The organism is Pseudomonas putida (assembly GCF_025905425.1).
Taxonomy (GTDB): domain Bacteria; phylum Pseudomonadota; class Gammaproteobacteria; order Pseudomonadales; family Pseudomonadaceae; genus Aquipseudomonas; species Aquipseudomonas putida_AF.
The window spans coordinates 5,051,606-5,070,945 of the sequence record NZ_CP109603.1; the positions used below are offsets into that span (position 1 = coordinate 5,051,606).

General features: G+C 62.7%; 15 protein-coding genes, 1 tRNA gene and 1 pseudogene. 5 read left to right on the forward strand and 12 right to left on the reverse strand.

What is annotated here, in order from left to right; genetic code table 11:
* Window positions 1-192 precede the first annotated feature (192 nt).
* Both OGV19_RS22830 and OGV19_RS22835 read right to left on the reverse strand, forming a co-directional pair.
* The gene (locus OGV19_RS22830) at window positions 193-1,869 is read right to left on the reverse strand and encodes an aryl-sulfate sulfotransferase (RefSeq protein WP_264310755.1); all 1,677 of its coding nucleotides are present in this window, start codon (window positions 1,867-1,869) and stop codon (window positions 193-195) included.
* A gap of 17 nt (window positions 1,870-1,886) precedes the next feature.
* Complete coding sequence (locus tag OGV19_RS22835) at window positions 1,887-4,223, reverse strand: TonB-dependent receptor (protein ID WP_264310756.1); 2,337 nt, start codon at window positions 4,221-4,223, stop codon at window positions 1,887-1,889.
* Window positions 4,224-4,416: 193 nt separating this feature from the next.
* On the opposite strand from OGV19_RS22835, the gene OGV19_RS22840 reads away from it, so the two are divergent.
* The gene (locus tag OGV19_RS22840; RefSeq protein ID WP_264310757.1) at window positions 4,417-5,331 is read left to right on the forward strand and encodes a LysR family transcriptional regulator; all 915 of its coding nucleotides are present in this window, start codon (window positions 4,417-4,419) and stop codon (window positions 5,329-5,331) included.
* Window positions 5,332-5,448: 117 nt separating this feature from the next.
* On the opposite strand, the gene OGV19_RS22845 is transcribed toward OGV19_RS22840, so the two are convergent.
* Both OGV19_RS22845 and OGV19_RS22850 read right to left on the reverse strand, forming a co-directional pair.
* A complete protein-coding gene (locus tag OGV19_RS22845; RefSeq protein ID WP_264310758.1) occupies window positions 5,449-6,354 on the reverse strand; it encodes a TauD/TfdA dioxygenase family protein in 906 nt (301 codons plus the stop codon).
* 36 nt (window positions 6,355-6,390) lie between these two features.
* Window positions 6,391-7,428, reverse strand: coding sequence for an ABC transporter substrate-binding protein (locus OGV19_RS22850; protein WP_264310759.1), 1,038 nt, complete (start codon window positions 7,426-7,428; stop codon window positions 6,391-6,393).
* Between the two features lie 300 nt (window positions 7,429-7,728).
* Here OGV19_RS22850 and OGV19_RS22855 point away from each other — a divergent pair, with 300 nt between their 5' ends.
* From OGV19_RS22855 to OGV19_RS22870, 4 genes and pseudogenes are all read left to right on the forward strand, one after another.
* The gene (locus tag OGV19_RS22855; RefSeq protein ID WP_264310760.1) at window positions 7,729-9,327 is read left to right on the forward strand and encodes an ABC transporter permease; all 1,599 of its coding nucleotides are present in this window, start codon (window positions 7,729-7,731) and stop codon (window positions 9,325-9,327) included.
* The gene (locus OGV19_RS22860) at window positions 9,324-10,187 is read left to right on the forward strand and encodes an ABC transporter ATP-binding protein (RefSeq protein WP_264310761.1); all 864 of its coding nucleotides are present in this window, start codon (window positions 9,324-9,326) and stop codon (window positions 10,185-10,187) included. The genes OGV19_RS22855 and OGV19_RS22860 overlap by 4 nt, the downstream gene beginning before the upstream one ends.
* 80 nt (window positions 10,188-10,267) lie before the next feature.
* Window positions 10,268-10,344 (forward strand) — tRNA-Arg (locus OGV19_RS22865).
* 81 nt (window positions 10,345-10,425) lie between these two features.
* Window positions 10,426-10,647, forward strand: a pseudogene (locus OGV19_RS22870) (helix-turn-helix domain-containing protein); the annotation flags it as partial.
* Between the two features lie 41 nt (window positions 10,648-10,688).
* On the opposite strand, the gene OGV19_RS22875 reads toward OGV19_RS22870, so the two are convergent.
* The 8 genes from OGV19_RS22875 to OGV19_RS22910 form a co-directional block, all read right to left on the reverse strand.
* On the reverse strand, window positions 10,689-11,126 hold the full coding sequence (locus tag OGV19_RS22875) for a MarR family winged helix-turn-helix transcriptional regulator (RefSeq protein ID WP_264310762.1): 438 nt from the start codon (window positions 11,124-11,126) through the stop codon (window positions 10,689-10,691).
* On the reverse strand, window positions 11,123-11,548 hold the full coding sequence (locus tag OGV19_RS22880) for an SRPBCC family protein (RefSeq protein WP_264310763.1): 426 nt from the start codon (window positions 11,546-11,548) through the stop codon (window positions 11,123-11,125). Before OGV19_RS22880 ends, OGV19_RS22875 begins: the two co-directional genes overlap by 4 nt.
* Before the next feature lie 197 nt (window positions 11,549-11,745).
* Window positions 11,746-13,137 carry a dihydrolipoyl dehydrogenase gene (lpdA, locus tag OGV19_RS22885; RefSeq protein WP_264310764.1) on the reverse strand — a complete coding sequence of 464 codons (1,392 nt, stop codon included), beginning with the start codon at window positions 13,135-13,137 and terminating at the stop codon, window positions 11,746-11,748.
* A 10-nt stretch (window positions 13,138-13,147) separates the two neighbouring features.
* Complete coding sequence (locus OGV19_RS22890) at window positions 13,148-14,365, reverse strand: pyruvate dehydrogenase complex dihydrolipoamide acetyltransferase (protein ID WP_264310765.1); 1,218 nt, start codon at window positions 14,363-14,365, stop codon at window positions 13,148-13,150.
* Window positions 14,365-14,850 carry a VOC family protein gene (locus OGV19_RS22895; RefSeq protein WP_264310766.1) on the reverse strand — a complete coding sequence of 162 codons (486 nt, stop codon included), beginning with the start codon at window positions 14,848-14,850 and terminating at the stop codon, window positions 14,365-14,367. Before OGV19_RS22895 ends, OGV19_RS22890 begins: the two co-directional genes overlap by 1 nt.
* A complete protein-coding gene (locus tag OGV19_RS22900) occupies window positions 14,847-17,039 on the reverse strand; it encodes an alpha-ketoacid dehydrogenase subunit alpha/beta (protein WP_264310767.1) in 2,193 nt (730 codons plus the stop codon). Before OGV19_RS22900 ends, OGV19_RS22895 begins: the two co-directional genes overlap by 4 nt.
* Before the next feature lie 60 nt (window positions 17,040-17,099).
* Entirely contained in the window at window positions 17,100-17,942 is an 843-nt protein-coding gene (locus OGV19_RS22905; protein WP_264310768.1) for an SDR family NAD(P)-dependent oxidoreductase, read from the reverse strand.
* Window positions 17,943-18,059: 117 nt separating this feature from the next.
* Window positions 18,060-19,301: an OprD family porin gene (locus OGV19_RS22910; RefSeq protein WP_264310769.1), complete on the reverse strand. Its 1,242-nt coding sequence runs from the start codon at window positions 19,299-19,301 to the stop codon at window positions 18,060-18,062.
* Window positions 19,302-19,340 lie beyond the last annotated feature (39 nt).

The following is a 19,340-nucleotide window of genomic DNA, read 5'->3' on the forward strand; positions in this document are numbered from 1 at the left end:
AATTTCATGGTTTTTTACACCGCAGCCGGCCTCTTCGCGGGCAAGCTCGCGCCCACAGGGGCTGCGCATACCTTGGAAAATACGGAGATCCTGTTGGGAGCGGGCTTGCCCGCGAAGAGGCCGGTACAGGTTAGACGATTGAACTGAAAGAAATGTGAAGGGAGGACCGACGGCCCTCCCGGAAGGAATGGGTCAGAAGGCCTTGGCCAGGTCGATCACCAGCGCCCGGTAGCCGACACTGCCCGGCTGCCGGCTGTGCACCTTCAGCTCCACCAGCACCTCCTGGGTGCCACGGCGCACCTCATTGAGCACGGTGGTGGTCAGTTTCTCTGGGGTCAGGAAATTCACCGAGGCCGAGTAGATAAACTGGGTATCGGTCTCTGGTCGGTAGGCCACCACCGACGTGACCGGGCTGTACCATTCGTCACCGCGCGCCTTGCCGTACTCCCACACCTGCTCGACCGTGCCCTTGGCTTCGTCGACCTTGTACTCCACCGCGCGGCTGTAGTTGCCGGTCAGCTTGGTCGGGGCAAAATCGCGCCCCCAACCGTTATCGAACACGGTCAGCGTGCCTTTGCCGGTCAACCAGGCGGTGTGCTGGGTCCAGGACCAATCGAAGCCTTCGCTTTGCACTGGCGTCAGCACTTTGCCCTGCAACCGCTGCGGCCACCCCTGAGGCGAGGCGAGAATCCACTTCACGGCCTTGTCGCGGCCAATCTTCACCACGCCTTGATGACGTGCTGAAACGATGATGCTGTCGTCATCTGCGTCGTAATCAATGGCATTGACGTGCGCCCAGTTGCGCCCTGTGCCCACGCCTGGGGTGTCACCAAATGGCAGGTCGCCTTCGGCCAGTTCGTTGGCCAGCCGGTCTTCCTGCTTGTGCACACCATCGGGCAACTGGATCGCTGCCTTGCCGAGGGTTTCCAGCAGGTCGCCACGGTACGGGTCGAGGATCTGGTTCAGGTCCCAGAAGTCGAGCACATCCCCCGCTTCATTGACCTCGATGATGTGGTCGCGGATCGAGCGCACGCGCTTGCCGTCCGGGCGGCGGTAGTCGCTGGTGCCGACCCGCAACAGGTAGGTGCCGTTCGTGGTCTCGCGGATTTCGTGGGAAAAATCGGCAAACTTGTCCGGCAGGCTGCGCTGCCAGACACGTCGGCCAAGCAGGTCGTACTTGGAGTAGGTCTGGCCCTGGCCCCAGATCAACTTGCCGTCACGGGTCTGCTGGAAGCCCATGGTGCCGCCCAGGCCGTCCCGGCGGTTGGCGTCGTGGATCTGCTCGATATCCAAGTACCAACGCACGTCGCCATTACTGTCGGCGATCCAGTTGTTGCCCACCTGGTCCCACTCGGCCGCGCCCCCCAGGCCATTCCATTTGAAGGCCCGACCACCGGGGATATCACCCTGCAGGTGGTTGAACAGGTACAAGCGGTTTTCGAAACCGGGCGCCACCTTGACCGGCTCGACCTCCGGCAATGCGGCGGTCTGCTTCGCCACCACCGGCAGACGCACGGCAGGCGCATAAACCTGATACCGCTCGCGGATGCGCTCGCCATCAAGTTTGTACGTCACTTCCACCTGGTTGACGTAGTCGGGGTAAAGCCCGAACACCGGGATGCCGCCATAAGTCCACAGCGAGCGGTCCGACACCTCGTAGGCGATGTCCACGCCCCGCTCGCCACGGCCCAGCACCCGCACATGGGCCGCGCTCAATGTGCGCCCGCCGTCGCGGATGATGGCCGTCAGCGGTGCCAGGCGGTACGGGTTGACCACCACATCGCCCAGCAGTGCCTCATCGGGCGCGGGGACTTTGGCGGTGAGGCAGGCGCCTTCAGGCAGTGCGGGGGTTTCGGTTTTGGCATTCATGGCAAAGCTCCTTGTGCTCAGAAGTCGTAACGGGCGGTGGCGCCGAAGGTGCGGGGCGTGCCGAGTACCCCGGCATAGCCACCGTTGGCGGAGTTCCACAGGCTGGTGAAGTAGGTCTTGTCGCCGGCGTTTTTCACCCACAGCGACAGGTCAAGCACGCCGTCGCCCTGGTCCAGGCGCACGCCGGTGGAAAGGTTGACCAGCGCGTAGCTGGGGATCTGGCCGAAGTCGGAATCGTCGATGGTGCCCACCGCCTTGGAGCGGAAGGCATAGCTGGCGGTGACATACGGCTCGATGCGCTCGGCCAGTTGCCACTTGTATTGGGCATTGAGGTTGGCGATGTACTTGGAGGCGCCGACCACCTGATGGCCCGACAGGTCGCAGGTGGCGGTGGCATTGGCCAGGCTGACTTCTGGCGGGCACGGCGCATCGTCGTACTCGGTGTAGCGCACGTCGTTCCACGAGCCGTTGAAGTTGACCGTGAGGCCACGCACCGGTAGCGCCGTGGCCTCGAACTCCAGGCCGCGCGAACGCACGCGCCCGGCGTTGGCCAGGTACTGCACGCGGTTGACCTGGTCATACACGTTGGCCTGGTAACCATGCACTTCAGCCCAGAACAGGTTGGCGTTGAGTTGCAGGCGATCATCGAACAACGTGCTCTTGACCCCGACCTCGGCATTGTTGACCCGCTCGGTGCCGACCAGCAGCGAATCGGTGCCCAGGCGTGGCGCGGCGCCGACGGTAAGGTTGATACCTCCGGACTTCTCGCCATGGGTCAGGGTGGCGTAACCCAGTACCTGGTCGTTGAAGCGGTAACTCAGGCCCAGCAGGCCAGAGGGGCTGAAGCTGTACTGGTTGAGGTCACCCGAATCGTACGCCCCCACCCGGCCTTGGCGCGCCGCAGCTGCAGCGCCAGTAACCGCTGCGCCGCCCGTAGGCGCATCCCGGGTCACCCAGGCGCTCTTCTCTTCGTAGGTACCGCGAATGCCCGCCGTGAAGTCCAGGCGGTCGGTGACATGCCAGGTGCCCTGGGCGAACAGCGCATAACTGTCGGTGTCGATGTGCCCGTCACCGACGGTATTGACGTTGTTCAGTGCGCCAGCCGGGGTAAGGTTCCAGATGTCTGCCTGGGGGCCGTAATAGGTGAAGGACTTATTGTCCAGGTCCTGTTTGAAGTAGTACGCGCCCAGCACGTAGTCGAAGGCGCCACCGGTCGGCGAAGCCAGGCGAATCTCCTGCGAGTACTGCTTGTCGCGCACCGACACACCGGCACTGTAGAACACCGGCACGTTGAGGCCATCGTCGTTGCGCGGGGTGAAGTCCCACCAGCGGTAGGCGGTGATCGAGGTCAGGGTGAAGTCGTTGGGCAAGGTCCAGTTGGCCTCTACCGAGGTGCCTCCCTGGAATACCGTCACCTGCTGGTCGGCATCGAAATTGACCTTGCGGTCCTTGCCCGACACCAGCGTCGCGCCGGCCTGGGCAGCCAGGCTCTCGTAGCGGTTGACGCCGTTGATGGTAGGCCCGGTGCTGTACAGGCTGAGGATGCCGTTGTTGGAGTCTTCTTCGTTGTACTCGCCGATCCAGCGCAGGTTGAAGGTTTCACTGGGTTTGAACAGCAACTGGGTACGAAAGCCCTGGCGCTTGCCGCCGTTGAGGTCGTCACCGTTGTGGATGTTTTTCACATAACCATCGTCTTCGGTGCGGTAGGCACTGATGCGCCCGGCCAGGGTTTCGCTGATCGGCCCAGAGAAACTGCCCTGGGTCTGCAGGTAGCCATCCTCGCCTATCGACTGCTGGATACTGCCCTCGCGGTGGAAGGTCGGCTTGCGTGTGGTGATGTTGAGCACACCGGCTGTGGTGTTCTTGCCGAACAACGTGCCTTGCGGGCCGCGCAGCACTTCCAGCTGCTCGACATCGAGCAGGTCGAAGACCGCCATGCCGGGGCGACCGAGGTAGACGTTGTCCAGGTAAATGCCGACGCTGCCTTCCAGGCCATCACTGGCCGGGTTGTTACCCAGGCCCCGGATCGAGATGCTCGATTGCCGCGCATGCACATAGGCAACGTTGGTGCTGGGCACCAGTTGTTGCAGGTCCTGCACGCGGTAGATGCGCTGGGTTTCCAGGGTTTCGCTGTTCAGTACGCTGATCGCGGTGGGCACGCTCTGGGCAGTTTCCTCACGACGGCGAGCATTGACGGTAACGGTGCCGAGCTTGGCGTCCTGCTCCACGGCAGGGGCGGTGCTGACAGGCTCTTCGGCGAAGCTGCCACTGGACGCCGCCAGCAACACGCCAGCGGCCAAGGGTTGCAGGGTGAACCGCGATGCGCGCGCAGGCCAACGGAAAACTCGGGACATGCTGATGCTCCTTAAGGCATGGGCCCTGGGCGAGCATTTCCGTTGGCGGAACCGAATCGCGGTCAGTCGGGCTTATATTCTTTTAAGTGATATAAATATTTGTAATTCATATTTAGTGGAATAAGTAACACCCTTTATAAGGGGACTCACCCTTGTCAGCAATTGCATTTGACCGAAGGTTTTAATGTAGAAAATGCATATCGATCTGCGTCAGCTGCGTCACTACATTGCCCTGGTCGAGCACCGCAGTTTCGTGGCTGCGGCGGCTGCGGTGAACCTGTCGCAATCGGCCTTCAGCCGAAGCATCCAGACCCTTGAGCACAACATCGGCTGCCGCTTGGTGGACCGCGCCAGCAAAGAGCTGGCCCCGACTCGCCAAGGTTTGCTGGTACTGGAGCATTCACGGCGGCTGGTGCATGGGGCGCACAACCTGGTCAATGAGATCCACCAGTTCAACGGCGCCACCACCGGTGTGGTGCGCTTCGGGTCCGGCCCTGCACCGGCCGGCGGCTTGGTGCCACGGGCAGTGGCGCGCTTCGTCGCCGAATACCCGGCGGCGCGCACGTGTTTTCAGGTGGATAACTGGCAGGCGTTGAACCGCAAGCTGATTGCCGAAGAGATCGAGTTTTTCGTCGCCGACACCCGCCAGTTCGAGTCAGACCCGGATTACCGCGTGCACAAGCTGGCGCCCCAGCGCTGGCACTTCTGCTGCCGCGCCGGGCACCCACTGACCACGCGGAGCACGGTGCAGGCGCGAGACCTGTTCGAGTACCCGTTGGCCACTACCTTTCGCCCGCCGAACATCCGCAAGATCCTCAGCGACCTCAGCGGGCGGCAAGACTTTCTGCCCTCGGTGGAATGCGAGCACGGTTATGCGTTGCTGAATGTGGTGATGCATTCGGACACCATCGGCATTGCCTGCAATGCCAACCTGCGGCCGTATCAACGCGACGGGGGGCTGGTGGCGTTGAAGCTTTCGGACCTGGAGCCGGAGCAGGAAGAGGCGTTTTATACCCGCTATGGGGTGGTGAGCCGGGTGGGGTATGGGTTGTCGCCGTTGGCGCAGGGGTTGGTCAGGCAGTTGATTGCCTGTGATACCGAGGCGTGATCGGCGGGGGCTTTGCCCCCAGAAATTTGAACAAGACAGTTGCTCCCGCCTTGGTATGCAATCTCCTGTGGGAGCGGCCTTGCCTCGCGATTGGGCCGCAACGCGGCCCCGCAATTATCAGCCTTTACGGGTTGTGCGGCTCAGTTGCCCATCCACCCCCACCGGCACCTCACCCGCCAACGTCACCCGCCGAACCACACGCGGCTGGGTGCCATAGTCATCCACCGCATAATGCTGCGTCGCGCGGTTATCCCAGATCGCCACATCCCCGGCTTCCCAGCGCCAGCGCACGGTATTTTCCAAGCGCGTCACATGCCCCTGCAGCACCGCAAACAGGTGCTGTGAATCAGCCAGCGAATACCCCTTGATGCGCTTCACGAAATGCCCCAATTGCAGCGCCCGCTCACCGCTGACCGGGTGCACGCGCACCACCGGGTGCTCGGTCTCGTACACCGTCGAGGTGAACACCTTGCGATAGCGCTCCAGCTTGGCCGGGTCTACATCCGGCTTGAGGGATGCGTAGTCGTATTCGTTGCTGTGCACCGCCCACAGCGTGTCGGCCAGCTCGCGCAGCGGCTCGGGCAGCTCCTGGTACGCCGCCGCGGTGTTGGCCCAGACGGTATCGCCGCCGGACGCCGGCGCCACCACGCTGCGCAGAATCGAAGCCTTGGGGTAGGCATCGACGAAGGTCACATCGGTGTGCCAGGAGTTGGCCCGCTGGCCCTCGGCACCGTCAAGCTGCAACAGGTAGCTGGTGCCATCGACCACGGGCACGGTGGGGTGGGCGACCGGTTCGCCAAGTAACTTGGCGAAGCCTTCCTGGCGCTGGTCGTCCAGGTGCGTCTGGCCACGGAAGAAGATCACCTTGTGCTGGACCAACGCCGCCTGAATGGCTTCGATCGTGGCGGCATCCAGTTCGGCGGAAAGCTTCAACCCGCGAATCTCGGCGCCGATACGGCCGGCAACCGGATGAATGTCGAGTTCAAGGGCGAGTGGCGCGGTGGCCAGGGCGGCATTGCTCATGGTCGTGGTCCTTTCGGTTGTTGTCGGTTCAAAGGGTTAGCGGGCGGCCTGCACGGCCTGCTGTTGTTGCAGTGCGGCGTCGAGGAAGCGGGGTTCGACCCAGTCGGCGACCTGGAAGCCACGGCGGATCAGGCGCTCTTTGGCGGCCAGGTCGACGCCCTGCTGCAGTTGGGCCAGAAAATCGGCATCCAGGCGGGGGTCGAAGTAGTGCGCGAGGTTTTCCTTGGCCAGGTCGTCGCTGAGGATGCTGCGCGGCCAGCTGGCGTTATTCGCCACCAGGTCGACGAAGGCATCACGGTTGCGTTCATCGCGCAGCCACTCGGTGGCCTGCTCCTGGGCATTGACCAGGCGCTGGACCAGGTCGGGGTGCTGGCGGATGAATTCGCCGGTGCCCAGCAATACCGCCTGGGTGCTGCCGGCGCCTTGCAGATCACGCGAGCTGACGGGCAACTCGACCAACCCGCGTTCACGCAGCGAGAGCAGGTTCGACAAGCCCCAGGTGGCGTCGATCTGCTTGGCGGCCAGCGCGGCGTTGGCAGCGTTGAAGTCCAGGTTGATCACTTTCAGGTCACGCTCGGACAAACCCTGGCTTGCCAGCGCACTGGCGAACGACAGCTGGTTGGCGGTGCCGCGGAACACCGCCACACGCTTGCCCTTGAGGTCGTGCAGGGTCTTGATGCCGGACCCCGGCACCACCCCCAGGTAGCTTTTCACCCCGCGCACGCCGGCCGACAACACGCGGGTATCCAGGCCATTGGCCTTGCCGACGATCGCGGCCAGGTCGCCCAGGTAGGCAAAGTCGGCCTGGCCGTTGGCCAGGGCCTCGTTTACCACCGGCCCGGCGCCCTTGAAGAAGTGCCAATCGATGCGGATGCCGTCCTTGGCGAATTCTTTCTCCAGCAGTTGCTGGTCACGCAGCACATCGACCACGCCGCCTGCGCTGTGCTTGCTGCCTGCGCTCAGGTCAGGCACGGCGATGCGGATGCTCTCAGGCTTTGCCGAGTCTGCGGCGTGGGCGTTGAGGGTGAAGACCAGCCCAAGGGCGGTGATCAGGTGGCGCAATGGGGTTTTCATGGCAAGGCTCCTTGGCAGGCTGCCACCGACGATGGCCGGCGCTTTGGCCAGAAGCTAGGCAGGTCTGGTTAGAACCTACAAAGATCAAAACTTCATTTTTTAGTAACCAGAAAGCATAAATCAGGTGTTCTGCGGTCCTGCGGGGCGCTTGCGGAGAACGCATGGAAAATATGAGGAAAACGCAACGGTGAAGGGCTTCCGCCTGCAGGGGTTGCATGCTTTTATCTCTTGAAGTTCGCACTTATGATTTTTTAATTCCATTAGTGCATAAGATAACAACGCTTCGTTCGAGAGATGCCGATGAATGGAATTTTGAACAGGAGTTGGGGATGGCTGCGGGGTCCGCTTCGCGGCCCTTTCGCGACGCAAGGCCGCTCCTACAGGGGATCTGCGTATCTTTCGTGGGTACTGCCGGTGCTGATAGCGGTGTTGTGGGTGGTCGCCAGCCGGCAGCACTGGATGAGCGAACAGATTCTGCCGGCGCCTTCGCGGGTGTGGCAGAGCGCCGTGGAGTTTGGCTCCGGGGAGCTTTGGGGGCACCTGTGGATAAGCCTGCAGCGGCTGTTCTGGGGGTTGGCGGCGGGGATTGCCAGCGGTTTGCTGCTGGGTACCTGGCTGGGGTCGTCGCGGCAGGCCCAGACGCTGGTGCTGCCCACCTTCGTCGCGCTGGCGCAGATCCCCACCCTGGCCTGGATTCCGCTGTTCATGCTGTTTTTGGGCATCGGCGAGTTGCTCAAGCTGGTGGTGCTGGTCAAGGCCGTGGTGGTCCCGGTCACCCTGCACACCCTGGTCGGTGTGCGCGATGCCCAACCCAAACTGCGTGAAGCTGCAGCAGCGCTGCGCCTGCCACGTCACTTATTGTTCCTGCGCCTGCTGTTACCCGCCGCCCTGCCCGCCTTCCTCACCGGCGTACGCCTGGCCCTGGCTACCGGCTGGACATCGTTGCTGGCCGTGGAGCTGCTGGCCTCAAGCGAAGGTATCGGCTACCTGATGGTGTGGGGCCGGCAGTTGTTCATGCTGGACCTGGTGTTGCTGTGCATCCTGGTGATCGGCCTGGTGGGGGCGTTGATGGAGCAAGGCTTCTCGCGCCTGGAAAAACGCCTGCTGTTCTGGCCCCAACCTGCCACGGGCGAGCAGCAGCGCGGCCCCCTCGCAAAAGGTTGGCAAAGCCTGTTGCTGCCGATCGCACTGCTGGCGCTGTGGCAGGCCTCCAGTAGCCTCGGCTGGGTCGACCCAAACATCCTCACCTCGCCGCTGGGCGTGCTGCGTACCCTGTTCAGCGGGCTGGCCGACGGCACGCTGTCAGAAGCGTTGCTGCTGAGCCTGCAACGCACCTTGACCGGCCTGGTGCTGGGGGGTGGCGCGGGTTTGTTGGTTGGCCTTTTGCTGGGCCTTTCACACCGCGCCGAGCGCGTGCTGGGGCCAAGCCTGACCGCCGTGCGCCAGGTGGCACTGTTTGCCTGGGTGCCGCTGCTTACGGCCTGGTTCGGTTTGGGCGAAGGCGCCAAGGCCGTGTTCGTGGCCTTGGCGGCGTTCTTCCCGCTGTTAATTGCTACCCAGCGCGGCATCGCCGGGCTGTCGCCACAGCTGGGCGAAGCGGCCCGCACCTTGCGCCTGGGCCTGTTGCAGCGCCTGCGCCTGCTGGTGCTGCCGGGCGCCGCCCCGGCGATCTTTGCCGGCCTGCGCCTGTCGCTGATTTATGCCTGGCTGGGCACCATCGGCGCGGAATACTTCATGCCTTCTGACGGCGGCATCGCCAGCCTGATGATCGGCGCGCAACAGCTGTTCCGCATGGACCAGGTGATGGCCGCCATGGTCCTGATCGGCCTGGTCGGCGCCCTGCTCGGCACCCTCGGACAACGCCTCGAATCGCGCGCCACGCGCTGGAGAACTGCATGAACGCCTTCAACACCTCGCACCTTTCCGCCGCCAACCAGGCCGATGTCACCCCGCCGTTGGTCAGCTTCGAGGGGGTCGGTAAAGTATTCCGCGTCGATGGCCAACCGTTCGAGGCCATTCACAACTTCAACTTGTCGATCAACGAAGGCGAGTTCATCGCCATCGTCGGTGCCTCCGGCTGTGGCAAATCCACTCTGCTGCGGCTGCTGGTGGGGCTCGACACCGACTACAGCGGCAGCATCCGCGTCGACGGGCAGCCGGTCAGTGGCATCGGTGGCGAACGTGGCATCGTGTTTCAGGAGCACCGCCTGTTCCCCTGGCTGACGGTGGAGCAGAACATCGCCCTGGGGCTGGTCAACGAGCAGCTCACCCAGGGCGAGCGCGCCAGGCGTGTGCATGAGTTCGTGCTGCTGGTCGGCCTCAGCGGGTTCGAGTCGGCTTACCCGCACCAGCTCTCGGGCGGCATGGCACAGCGCGTGGCAATCGCCCGCGGGTTGGTGGCAAGCCCACGGATCCTGCTACTCGACGAGCCCTTCGGTGCCCTCGATGCACTGACTCGCCAGCAACTGCAGGATGAGCTGCTGGCCATTCGGGAACGCGCCGGCATCACCACCCTGCTGGTGACCCACGACGCAGAAGAGGCCACCTACCTGGCCGACCGGGTCGTGGTGCTGGAGCCGCGCCCAGGTCGGATCAAGTCGGTGGTCGAAATCGACCTGCCGCACCCGCGCCTGCGCACAGGCGTGGCGCTGCATGGGCTGCGCGAGAAAGTGCTGCAGCAGATCACCGGCACCGGTGGCTACCTGCCGCCTGCGCCTCGCCGGGTAGAAGGGCTGCGACCCGAGCTGATCGCACTCTGATCTTTGTGCCACCGGGAAAAACAGCCACAGTTCAAGGCGATAGACGCAACCGAAACAGATCGGTATCATGCGTGCGCGTTGCACTCGTAGCTCAGCTGGATAGAGTACTGCCCTCCGAAGGCAGGGGTCGTGGGTTCGAATCCCGCCGAGTGCGCCATCTTCTTTCCTTTCCCCCGTAGTACACGGGGGAATCGCCGCACGGGCTGCCCGGCCCCGCGCAAATCGTTTACTTCCTGCAATGCCCGAGCGAACGTTATCCCGACATGTGCGAAAAGCGACCGGTTTTTCGACCCAGCATTTGATCCAGCGCGTGCAGTTGAACCGGGCTCGGGTCCTGCTGGAAACCAGCAGGTTCTCCGTCGAGTCTATCGCTGAGCAGGTGGGATACCAGGATGCCACGGCCCTACGGCGGCTTATGCGCCGCCTGTTGCACGCTTCCCCAAAGCAACTGCGCCAGTAAACGCTATCCGTCCTGACGATCTCGCCCGCAGGCAGCTCGGATCATTGAGGAAGCGTTGAGGTTTTGAGAAAAAACGCTCTGTCGAACGCTTCAACAACCGGCATGGCGATGCGCAACTGGTGATGCCCCGCCTCGCTGAGTGATAGCAGATTCGCCCGCTGATCTTGCGGGTCTGTCCGTTTCTCGATCAGCCCGTCCTTTTCCAAGCGGGATACGATCTGCGAAATGTGCATGCGGTCCATGCCGGTGAAGTTCGCGATGCCATGTTGAGTGATTTGCGCACAGTCGCGTGTCAGCCAACCGCACACAGCCAGGATCGCAAACTGCGGCTGGGTGAGCCCCATGGGTTTCAGGAGCGCATTGAGCTGGCGCTGCCAGTCCAGAAATTCGCGCCAGAGTCGAAACCCTGGGCTGTTGCTTGGCCCCACGTAGGCAGAGCCACTCCAATTTTCGTCAACAACCAACGTGTCCGCACTCACGATGCACTGACCTGAACTTCGCTGGCGCGCTTGAGGCCAAGCATCGTATTGGGCAACGAAGCCTGAATAGACTTGCCGATCAAGTAACGAAACAAAAAACTCAAAGGGCCGCTGAACTCGACCCAATGGGTTGCAACGGTCCGTCCACCCGTCGCCGACAGGCTGTGGCCGAACAACATGCGGCACAGCGGCAACCGGCTCTGGACCGAGAATGACTTACCTGGCGTCACTTCGACGACCTGGATGCTGGCCTTCGGCCCACCCTTGGGTTTCAGCCAACCCTTGGCGCCCTGTTTGAGGCCTTCGGGCAAACTGGCGGCAGTCACCTCCGTATCCCAATCGACCCAGTGGGCGGCGTCCTGGTACAGCCTGAACACGCGCTCTGGCTCAGCGCTGATCTCAATGGACGCTTTGATCGTCATGGCTCACTCCTTAAGTCACCTGTCAAAGCGCAATGGTAAATATATTTACTAATTTAAACCAGCTGCAAACCAACCCGATCCCACGCACCCAACGGGGTAGGCGCACTCACCCGTAAAGATTGCCCAACCCGTTTAGCTGCGCCGTCGCGCCGAGAACACATGCCGCAAGCGCAGCGCGTACCTTGCGGCATCAGCACTCAGCTATGCAGGGCTCGTTCGTACGCTGCCAACACCGCTTCATGCATGGCTTCGGACATCGTCGGGTGTGGCAGGATGCTTTCGATCAGTTCAGCCTCCGTGGTCTCCAGGCCCCGCGCAATGGTGTAACCCTGGATCATCTCGGTCACCTCCTCACCGACCATGTGCGCGCCTAACAGCTCGCCGCTGCCTGCGTCGAACACCACTTTGACGAAGCCCGCCGTGGCGCCCGTGGCAATCGCCTTGCCATTGGCAGCGAAGGGAAACTTGCCGACCTTGAGGGCCTTGCCAGCGCTGCGCGCCTGGGCTTCGGTATAGCCGACGCTGGCGACTTGCGGGTGGCTGTAGGTGCAGGCCGGCACGCTTCTAGGATCCAGAGGACGAGGGTTATGGCCAGCGATCTTTTCGACACAGATCAGCGCCTCGTGGCTGGCCTTGTGCGCCAGCCACGGGGCCCCGGCCAGATCACCAATGGCGTACACGCCCGGCTCGCCGGTGCGGCAGAACTCATCCACCACTACATGACTGTGCTGCACGTTGACCCCAGTGCCTTCCAGCCCCAGGTCTTCGACATTGCCGACAATGCCCGCCGCCACCAGCACCACGTCGGCCTGCAGGGTCTCATTGCTGTTGCCTTCAAGGCGCAGTTGTACCGCGCCCCGTTCCACCTTGCTGCCTTGCAGCGCACAGCCGGTGTACAGGCGTATACCGTCGCGGGTCAGGGCCTGGGCCACATGGGCACTGATCTCCTGATCCTCTACCGGCAAGATCCGATCGGCCATTTCAACCACGCTGACCTGTGAACCCAGGGCATGATAAAAACTGGCAAACTCGATGCCGATCGCACCTGCCCCCACGATCACCAGGCGCTTGGGCACACTGTGCGGCACCAGTGCTTGGCGATAGGTCCAGAAATACTGGCCGTCTGGCTCCATGCCCGGCAGCACTCGGGCCCGGGCACCGGTTGCAAGAATGATATGCGGTGCGCTCAGTATGAGCTCGCCCTGCTCTGTATTTACCCTCAGTCGCTGTGGCCCATCCAGGCGTGCGTGGCCGTTGAACACCTGGACACGGTGCTTTTTCATCAGTCCGTTGACACCCCGCTGTAGCTGGCTGGCCACATCACGGGAACGCTTGACGATAGCCTCCAGGTTCGGCCTGGCCGGGCCGACCTCAATACCGAAATCGCCCGCACTGTTGAGCAGACGCAATACATCGGCGCTGCGCAACAAGGCCTTGGTCGGAATGCAGCCCCAGTTCAGGCAAACCCCGCCCAGTTGTGCCTTTTCCACCAATGCGGTGCGCAGGCCTAACTGACTGGCGCGGATAGCGGCCACATAACCGCCGGGGCCGCCCCCCACGACGATCAGATCGAATTTCGTATCGCTCATGGGAACTCCCTCAGATCAGCATGCCCAACGGGTTTTCCATCAGGCCCTTGAACACGGCCAGCCATTGCGCAGCCAGCGCGCCATCCACGGCCCGATGATCTACCGACAAGGTGCAGCGCAGTACCGAACCCACCTTCAGCTCCCCGTTTTCAACCACCGGTTTTTGCAGGGTTGCCCCCACGGCCAGAATGGCTGCGTGGGGGGGATTGATAATGGCGCTGAACTGCTCGACGCCAAGCATCCCCAGGTTGCTGATAGTGAAGCTCCCGCCCTGGTACTCCTCGGGCCGTAGACGACCGTCTCGGGCACGCCCGGCGAGTTCGGCCACCTCTGCGCTGATCTGCGACAGGGCCTTGCCATCGGCATTGCGCACCACCGGCGTGATCAAGCCAGTAGCGGTGGCGACCGCCACACAGACGTCCGCCTGGTGGTACTGGCGCAAGGCTGTGTCGGTCCAGGTCACATTCATCGCCGGCACCTGCCTGAGCGCAACCGCCACGGCCTTGACGATAAAATCATTGATCGAGATTTTCTTGGTTGCATGCTGGTTGGCTTGCTCACGCAGGGCCAGCAATCGCTCCATCCGGCATTCCAGCTCAAGATAGAAATGCGGTACCGTCGCCTTGCTCTCCACCAGGCGCCGGGCAATGGTCTTGCGCATGCTGCTGTGGGGGATTTCAGCAAAGTCGACAAGTGCTGCCGGTGTTGCCGCAGTCACTGCACTGGCAACGGTTGCTGACTCAACGTCGCGCTTGACGATACGCCCATTGGGCCCGCTGCCCTTGAGCGACGCCAGCTCAAGCCCCTTGGCTGCTGCCAGCCGGCGAGCCAGAGGGCTGGCGAAAATACGCCGACTGTCCTGCGCAGCCACCGGGGGTGCCTGTTCAGCCCGCGCTTGAGGTGCAGGTGTGTCGTCCACCACCGGTTCGTTGGCCGCCAACGCTGCGCCGGCCTTGGCCAACAGAGCAGCGATATCGACTTGCGTTTCGCCTCTGGCAAACAACACCCCGATGGGTGCCCCTACCTCCACTTCGCGCCCCGGCTCGACCAGGATCTTGCCCAGCACCGCATCTTCTTCGGCTGCCAGCTCGACCAGGGCCTTTTCGGTCTCGATCTCGGCGATGCAATCACCGGCGCAAATGCTGTCGCCTTCTTTGAGGGTCCAGTTCTGGATCGCGGCGTGGGTAGCGTTGGCCGATACCTCTGGCATATGTAAGAGCTTGGCCATCAGGCACTCCGATCGTTGAACAGGTCAGGACGGTAGGCGGCGATATCAGCGTATTCCACCAATTCCAGCACGTTGCCCTCGGGGTCACAGCAGAACAACGCCTTCACATCAGGGCGCAGCTGGATCGGGGCGTCGCCGGCGCAGAACGTTGCGCCGGCACTTTTCAGGTCGGCTACCAAGCTGGCGATGTCTTCGACAATGAACGTCAGGTAGCTCGCATTCTGCCGGTCGAGAATCATCCCCTGCTCAGGCCGGGTCGGCGTTCGCTCAGGCGCCAGCAGCTTGATGCGTTCACCGTAGGGCGTCTGCAAACGCACCACGCTGTAACCGCCTTCGCTCAGGCCCACCCGCTGCGCGGCCGCAGCCGGCATCTGCACCTGGGCGACGAAGGTAAAACCCAGTACTTGCTGATAAAAGCGGCTGAGTGCCGGCAGATCGACGCAGCAAATACCCACTTCCATGGGAACCAGCATGTTCAGGCTCATTGATGTGCACCTTTTTCACGGATGACCTGTTGCAGGCCTTCGATCACTTCCTCGGTGCGGGCACAGGCGGCGCGCTCCAGGACTTTGGAAATACTCGGCGAACCTTCGCCACCGGTCACACGCTGGATCGGCTGGTCGAGCCAGTCGAAACACCGGCGCTGCAGTTCGTCCGCCAGCCAGCCGCCGTACGACGTGCCCCGGGCGCCCTGCTCGACGATCAGCACGTTATTGGTCTTGCGAATACTCGCCTCGACCGTGGCCCAGTCAAAGCTGGCACGGTCGAGAAAACGCAGGTCAATGACCTCGGCATCGATCCCGGTCTGCGCCACCGCCTCCAAGGAATGCCCGACCATGCTCAAGTAGGTAAGGATGGTCAGGTCACGCCCTTCGCGGCGCACGGCAGCGGTGCCGAACGGGATCTGATAATCCAGGTCATCCACCGGCACTTCGCCGCTTTGGCTGTACAGATCGACGTGTTCGATCACCAACACCGGGTCCTTGCAGGCCAGCGCGGTGTTCATCAGGCCGATGTAGTCGAACGGCGTTGAGGCCGCAACAATGCGCCAGCCTGGGTTTGTCACGTAGATGCCGGCCGGGTCCATGGAGTGCTGCGAGCCGTAGCCGGTGCCCATGGCGATCTTGGTGCGCAGTACCAGTGGCACGTCACTTTGCCCGCCGAACATATGCCGGGCCTTGCCGATCTGGTTGAACACCTGGTCGGCGGCGACCCACATGAAGTCGGGGTACATGAACTCGACCACCGGTTTGAAGCGCCCGTCCAGGGCCATGCCGCCACCGAGCCCGCAGAAGGCGTTCTCACTGATCGGGGTGCCGAGGATGCGCTCCGGAAAACGCTCTTTCAGGCCGCGAGTAGCGCCGTTGGTCCCCCCTTTGAGGCGGTGTACGTCCTCACCCATGACAACGATGCTGTCGTCCGTTTCCATGCGTCGGTTCATGACATCGGCGATGGCATCGATGAACTTGCGTTGCTCCAGGCCTCCGCGGTAGCTCGATTGCTCACAAGTGCGGGCGTCGGCCAGCTCGCTGAGGTCGCCACGAATACCGACGTCGCGAAAGTCCGGCGAAGGCCACAACTCGGGACGAATTCGGCGCTTGCCCGGCTTGCCGTTAGGGTCGGCTTCCAGCAATGCCGCAGCCGCCTGGGCCATTGCCAGCTTGATGGTTTCGCGCAGGTCGGCCAGGCCAGCATCGTCAATCAGCTCGCGCTTTTTCATTTCCCGGGCCAGGCGCTCAAGCGGATCACGGGCACGCCAGCTCTGCTCCTCCTCCTTGCTGCGATAGCCGAATGCACTGCCGGGGAACGGGCCGTTCTGATGGAAGAAGCGGTACACATCCGCCTCGATGACCGTCGGGCCGTTACCGGCACGCATATGCGCCAGCGCTTGCTGCATGGCCAGGTAAACCGCCAGCGGGTCCATGCCGTCGACTTTCCAACTCGGGATATTGAAGCCCAGCCCACGCGCCGACAGGCGCGGTTCGGCAGTGGCTTCGTCAACCGTCGTGGACACCGCGTACAGGTTGTTCTCGATAAAGAAGCACAGCGGTAGTTTCCAGGCAGCCGCCAGGTTCATGGTCTCCAGCACCGAACCGATGTTCACCGCGCCATCACCGAAATAGGTGACCGCCACGGTGTCGGTCTGGGCATGCCGGTGGGCCCAGGCTGCCCCGGCCGCCAGCGGCACACCGCCGCCGACGATGGCGTTGGTACCCAGGGCGCCAGCCTCGGCCCACTGCAGGTGCATCGAGCCGCCACGGCCTTTGCAGAACCCTTGGGCCAAGCCAAGGATTTCCGCCAGGGTACGTTGCAGCAAATCCTGAATCGGGGCGTTGATCGGTGCTTTCGGGTCGATACCCTCGGGCATCAGGTACACCAGCGCCTTGGCCAGGAACTGGTGGTGGCCCCGGTGCGAACCATTGACTTCATCCGCCGCGCCCAGCGCAACAATAGAGCCGGCTGCGCCCCCTTCCTGACCGATGCTCGAATGCGCAGGCCCATGCACCAGGCCTTCACCGGCCAGTTCCAGCACGGTCTCCTCAAAGGCGCGAATCAGGTGCAACTGGCTGAGCAGAGTACCCAGCAACGCAGGGTCGGCCTGCTTCCAGTCGGTGTCGGTGGTACTGAGCTCAACCCACGGCGACGCCGGCGACAAGGCAACACTTTTCGGCATTTCACTTCTCCACAAATGACTCAATCAACAGGCCACGGCGGCCGGCGCTGCGAGGGCTATCTAGAAGCCGTTGGCGGTCCAGCCGCCGTCCGACACGTAAATTTGCCCCGTGATGAAGGTCGCGCTGCTCGACGCCAGGAACAGCGCCAGCTCCGCCATCTCGCCCGGCTCACCGAGGCGTTGCAGCGGCGTGCGCTTGCGCAGCGCCTCGACGTCCAGGCGCCCGGCTCGTTGCAGCTCTTCCACCAGCGGAGTGCGGGTGTAGCCAGGGCCGATGGCGTTCATGCGGATGCCATGCCGGGCCCACTCCACTGCCAGGCATTTGGTCATGGAGACCACGGCGGCCTTGGTCGCGCAGTACGCGGTGCGGTCCGCAGAATGGGACACGCCCCACATCGACGAGGTATTGATGATCACGCCGCCCTGTTGATCGATCATGTGCCGGGCCGCCGCCTGGGCGCAGAAGAACACACTGTTGAAATTGATCTCGATGGCTCGGCGCCATTCAGTTGGCGTGATGTCCAGGGAAGGCTTGTTGATGGACACGCCCGCGTTGTTGAGCAACACGTCGATGCGCCCGAAACACGCCTTGGCATGAGCAAAGGCGGCCTCGACAGCGGCTTCGTCGGTGACCGAGGCCTGGAAGCATTCAACCTGAATCGTTGGGAAGCTTTGCTGCAGCGCGCCCTTCGCATCCGCCATCGCTTGGGCGTTGATGTCGATCAGCAGCAAGTGCGCGCCGTTGCGGGCAAAGCCCTCGGCCAGAGCCAGGCCGATACCACTGCCGCCACCGGTAACGACCACGACTTTGCCACTGATACCGGCATAGGCGCTGTGCTGGAAAACGGCTGTATCTTGCTGTAGCTGCTCGGGCAACGCGGGAGAGTAATCTGGATGGGACATGGTGTTCTCACTTGTTGTCATGTCTGGTCCTACATTTATTTGTACTTGTCAGACCAGCTGATAAAAACTAACGTCCGACTAAAGGTCTGTCAAAGCAATTTGCTGAAAAGGCGCCGATCAGAACAGCGCCAGGCTGTAGCTGACGATCAATCGGTTGTCGTCCACCGACGGACCGAAATTGGAACGCACCATGGCATTCCTCCAGCGCAACCCGAGGTTCTTCAACGGCCCGCTCTGGATGACGTAGGACAGGTCGAAGTCCCGCTCCCACTCCTTGCCGCCGTTACCGCCAGCCACTGCTACGTTATCGCCACTGACGTAGCGCACAAAAGCGCTCAGCCCCGGTATACCCATGGCCGCGAAGTTGTAGTCGTAGCGCAATTGCCAGGCTTTCTCCTCGGCCGAGGCAAAATTGCGCACCTGGATATCGCTGGGCAACACGGTAGTGGTCGGGCTCAACCAGATCGTGCCGTCGTCGCCATACATGCGTTGCCAGGCCGCCATCAGCGTATGCCCACCAATGCCGGCACTCAGGGCCGTGTAGAACGAACGGTTGTCGATCTGCCCGGCCTTGGCCTGGCCTTCTTCCTCGGAGTCGAGCAAGCCGACATTGGCGCCCAGCGTCCAGGCGCCGACCGGTTGTTTGTGGGTGAACTGGATATAGCGCTGGCGGTAGATATCCTCCAACTGCGCGCCCCATAAGCCGACCATCGTCCGCTCCTGGTTGAAGCGGTACTCACCGCCCAGGTAGTTGTAGCGATCGGAGGTGGCGAAGGCGCGACCATCAATGAACAAGTCCTGACGGTCGCTGGAGTTGCGCTGGGTGAACGAGCGCATCTGTCCGGCATTAAGGGTCAGCCCGGTGATTTCTTTCGAGGTCAGCATGGCACCCTGGAACGTCTGGGGCAGCAGGCGGGCATCGTTGTACTGAAGAATCGGCAGGGTCGGCAGCAGTTCGCCGACTTTCAACTCGGTGTTGGACACTTTCAGTTTGACTGCCGCCCCCAGGCTGGAGAAATCATCCGCCGAGCCATCGCCGTCGTCGGGCAGCAACAGGCTGCCGGCGCGTCCGCCGCCGCTGTCAAGTTTGACCCCGAGGCGGCCGATCAAATCGACCCCAACGCCCACGGTACCCTGGGTATAGCCAGACTGGGCATTGAGCAAGAAGCCCTGGGCCCACTCCTCGCTCTTGGCCTTGGCGGCACCGCTGTCGCGAAAGTCGCGGTTGAAGTAGAAATTGCGCATCTGTACGCGGGCCGTCGCGTCCTCGATGAACCCATGCTCCTCGGCCATGGCCAGGCCCGGCAAGGTACTCAGCAACAGCAGCGGTCGTGCGGTGAAGTGTTTGGTTAGGCTCATTGTTATTGTTATCCCCGGTGGTTTGCACACGCAGCAGCC

Excerpts from the sequence above, each read along its gene's own strand:
- OGV19_RS22835 (WP_264310756.1), bottom strand. The coding sequence starts at position 4,223 with ATGTCCCGAGTTTTCCGTTGGCCTGCGCGCGCATCGCGGTTCACCCTG.
- OGV19_RS22905 (WP_264310768.1), bottom strand. The coding sequence starts at position 17,942 with ATGTCCCATCCAGATTACTCTCCCGCGTTGCCCGAGCAGCTACAGCAA.
- OGV19_RS22910 (WP_264310769.1), bottom strand. The coding sequence starts at position 19,301 with ATGAGCCTAACCAAACACTTCACCGCACGACCGCTGCTGTTGCTGAGT.
- OGV19_RS22900 (WP_264310767.1), bottom strand. The coding sequence starts at position 17,039 with ATGCCGAAAAGTGTTGCCTTGTCGCCGGCGTCGCCGTGGGTTGAGCTC.
- OGV19_RS22830 (WP_264310755.1), bottom strand. The coding sequence starts at position 1,869 with ATGAATGCCAAAACCGAAACCCCCGCACTGCCTGAAGGCGCCTGCCTC.
- OGV19_RS22895 (WP_264310766.1), bottom strand. The coding sequence starts at position 14,850 with ATGAGCCTGAACATGCTGGTTCCCATGGAAGTGGGTATTTGCTGCGTC.
- OGV19_RS22840 (WP_264310757.1), top strand. The coding sequence starts at position 4,417 with ATGCATATCGATCTGCGTCAGCTGCGTCACTACATTGCCCTGGTCGAG.
- OGV19_RS22855 (WP_264310760.1), top strand. The coding sequence starts at position 7,729 with ATGAATGGAATTTTGAACAGGAGTTGGGGATGGCTGCGGGGTCCGCTT.
- OGV19_RS22890 (WP_264310765.1), bottom strand. The coding sequence starts at position 14,365 with ATGGCCAAGCTCTTACATATGCCAGAGGTATCGGCCAACGCTACCCAC.
- OGV19_RS22845 (WP_264310758.1), bottom strand. The coding sequence starts at position 6,354 with ATGAGCAATGCCGCCCTGGCCACCGCGCCACTCGCCCTTGAACTCGAC.
- OGV19_RS22880 (WP_264310763.1), bottom strand. The coding sequence starts at position 11,548 with ATGACGATCAAAGCGTCCATTGAGATCAGCGCTGAGCCAGAGCGCGTG.
- OGV19_RS22860 (WP_264310761.1), top strand. The coding sequence starts at position 9,324 with ATGAACGCCTTCAACACCTCGCACCTTTCCGCCGCCAACCAGGCCGAT.
- OGV19_RS22850 (WP_264310759.1), bottom strand. The coding sequence starts at position 7,428 with ATGAAAACCCCATTGCGCCACCTGATCACCGCCCTTGGGCTGGTCTTC.
- lpdA (WP_264310764.1), bottom strand. The coding sequence starts at position 13,137 with ATGAGCGATACGAAATTCGATCTGATCGTCGTGGGGGGCGGCCCCGGC.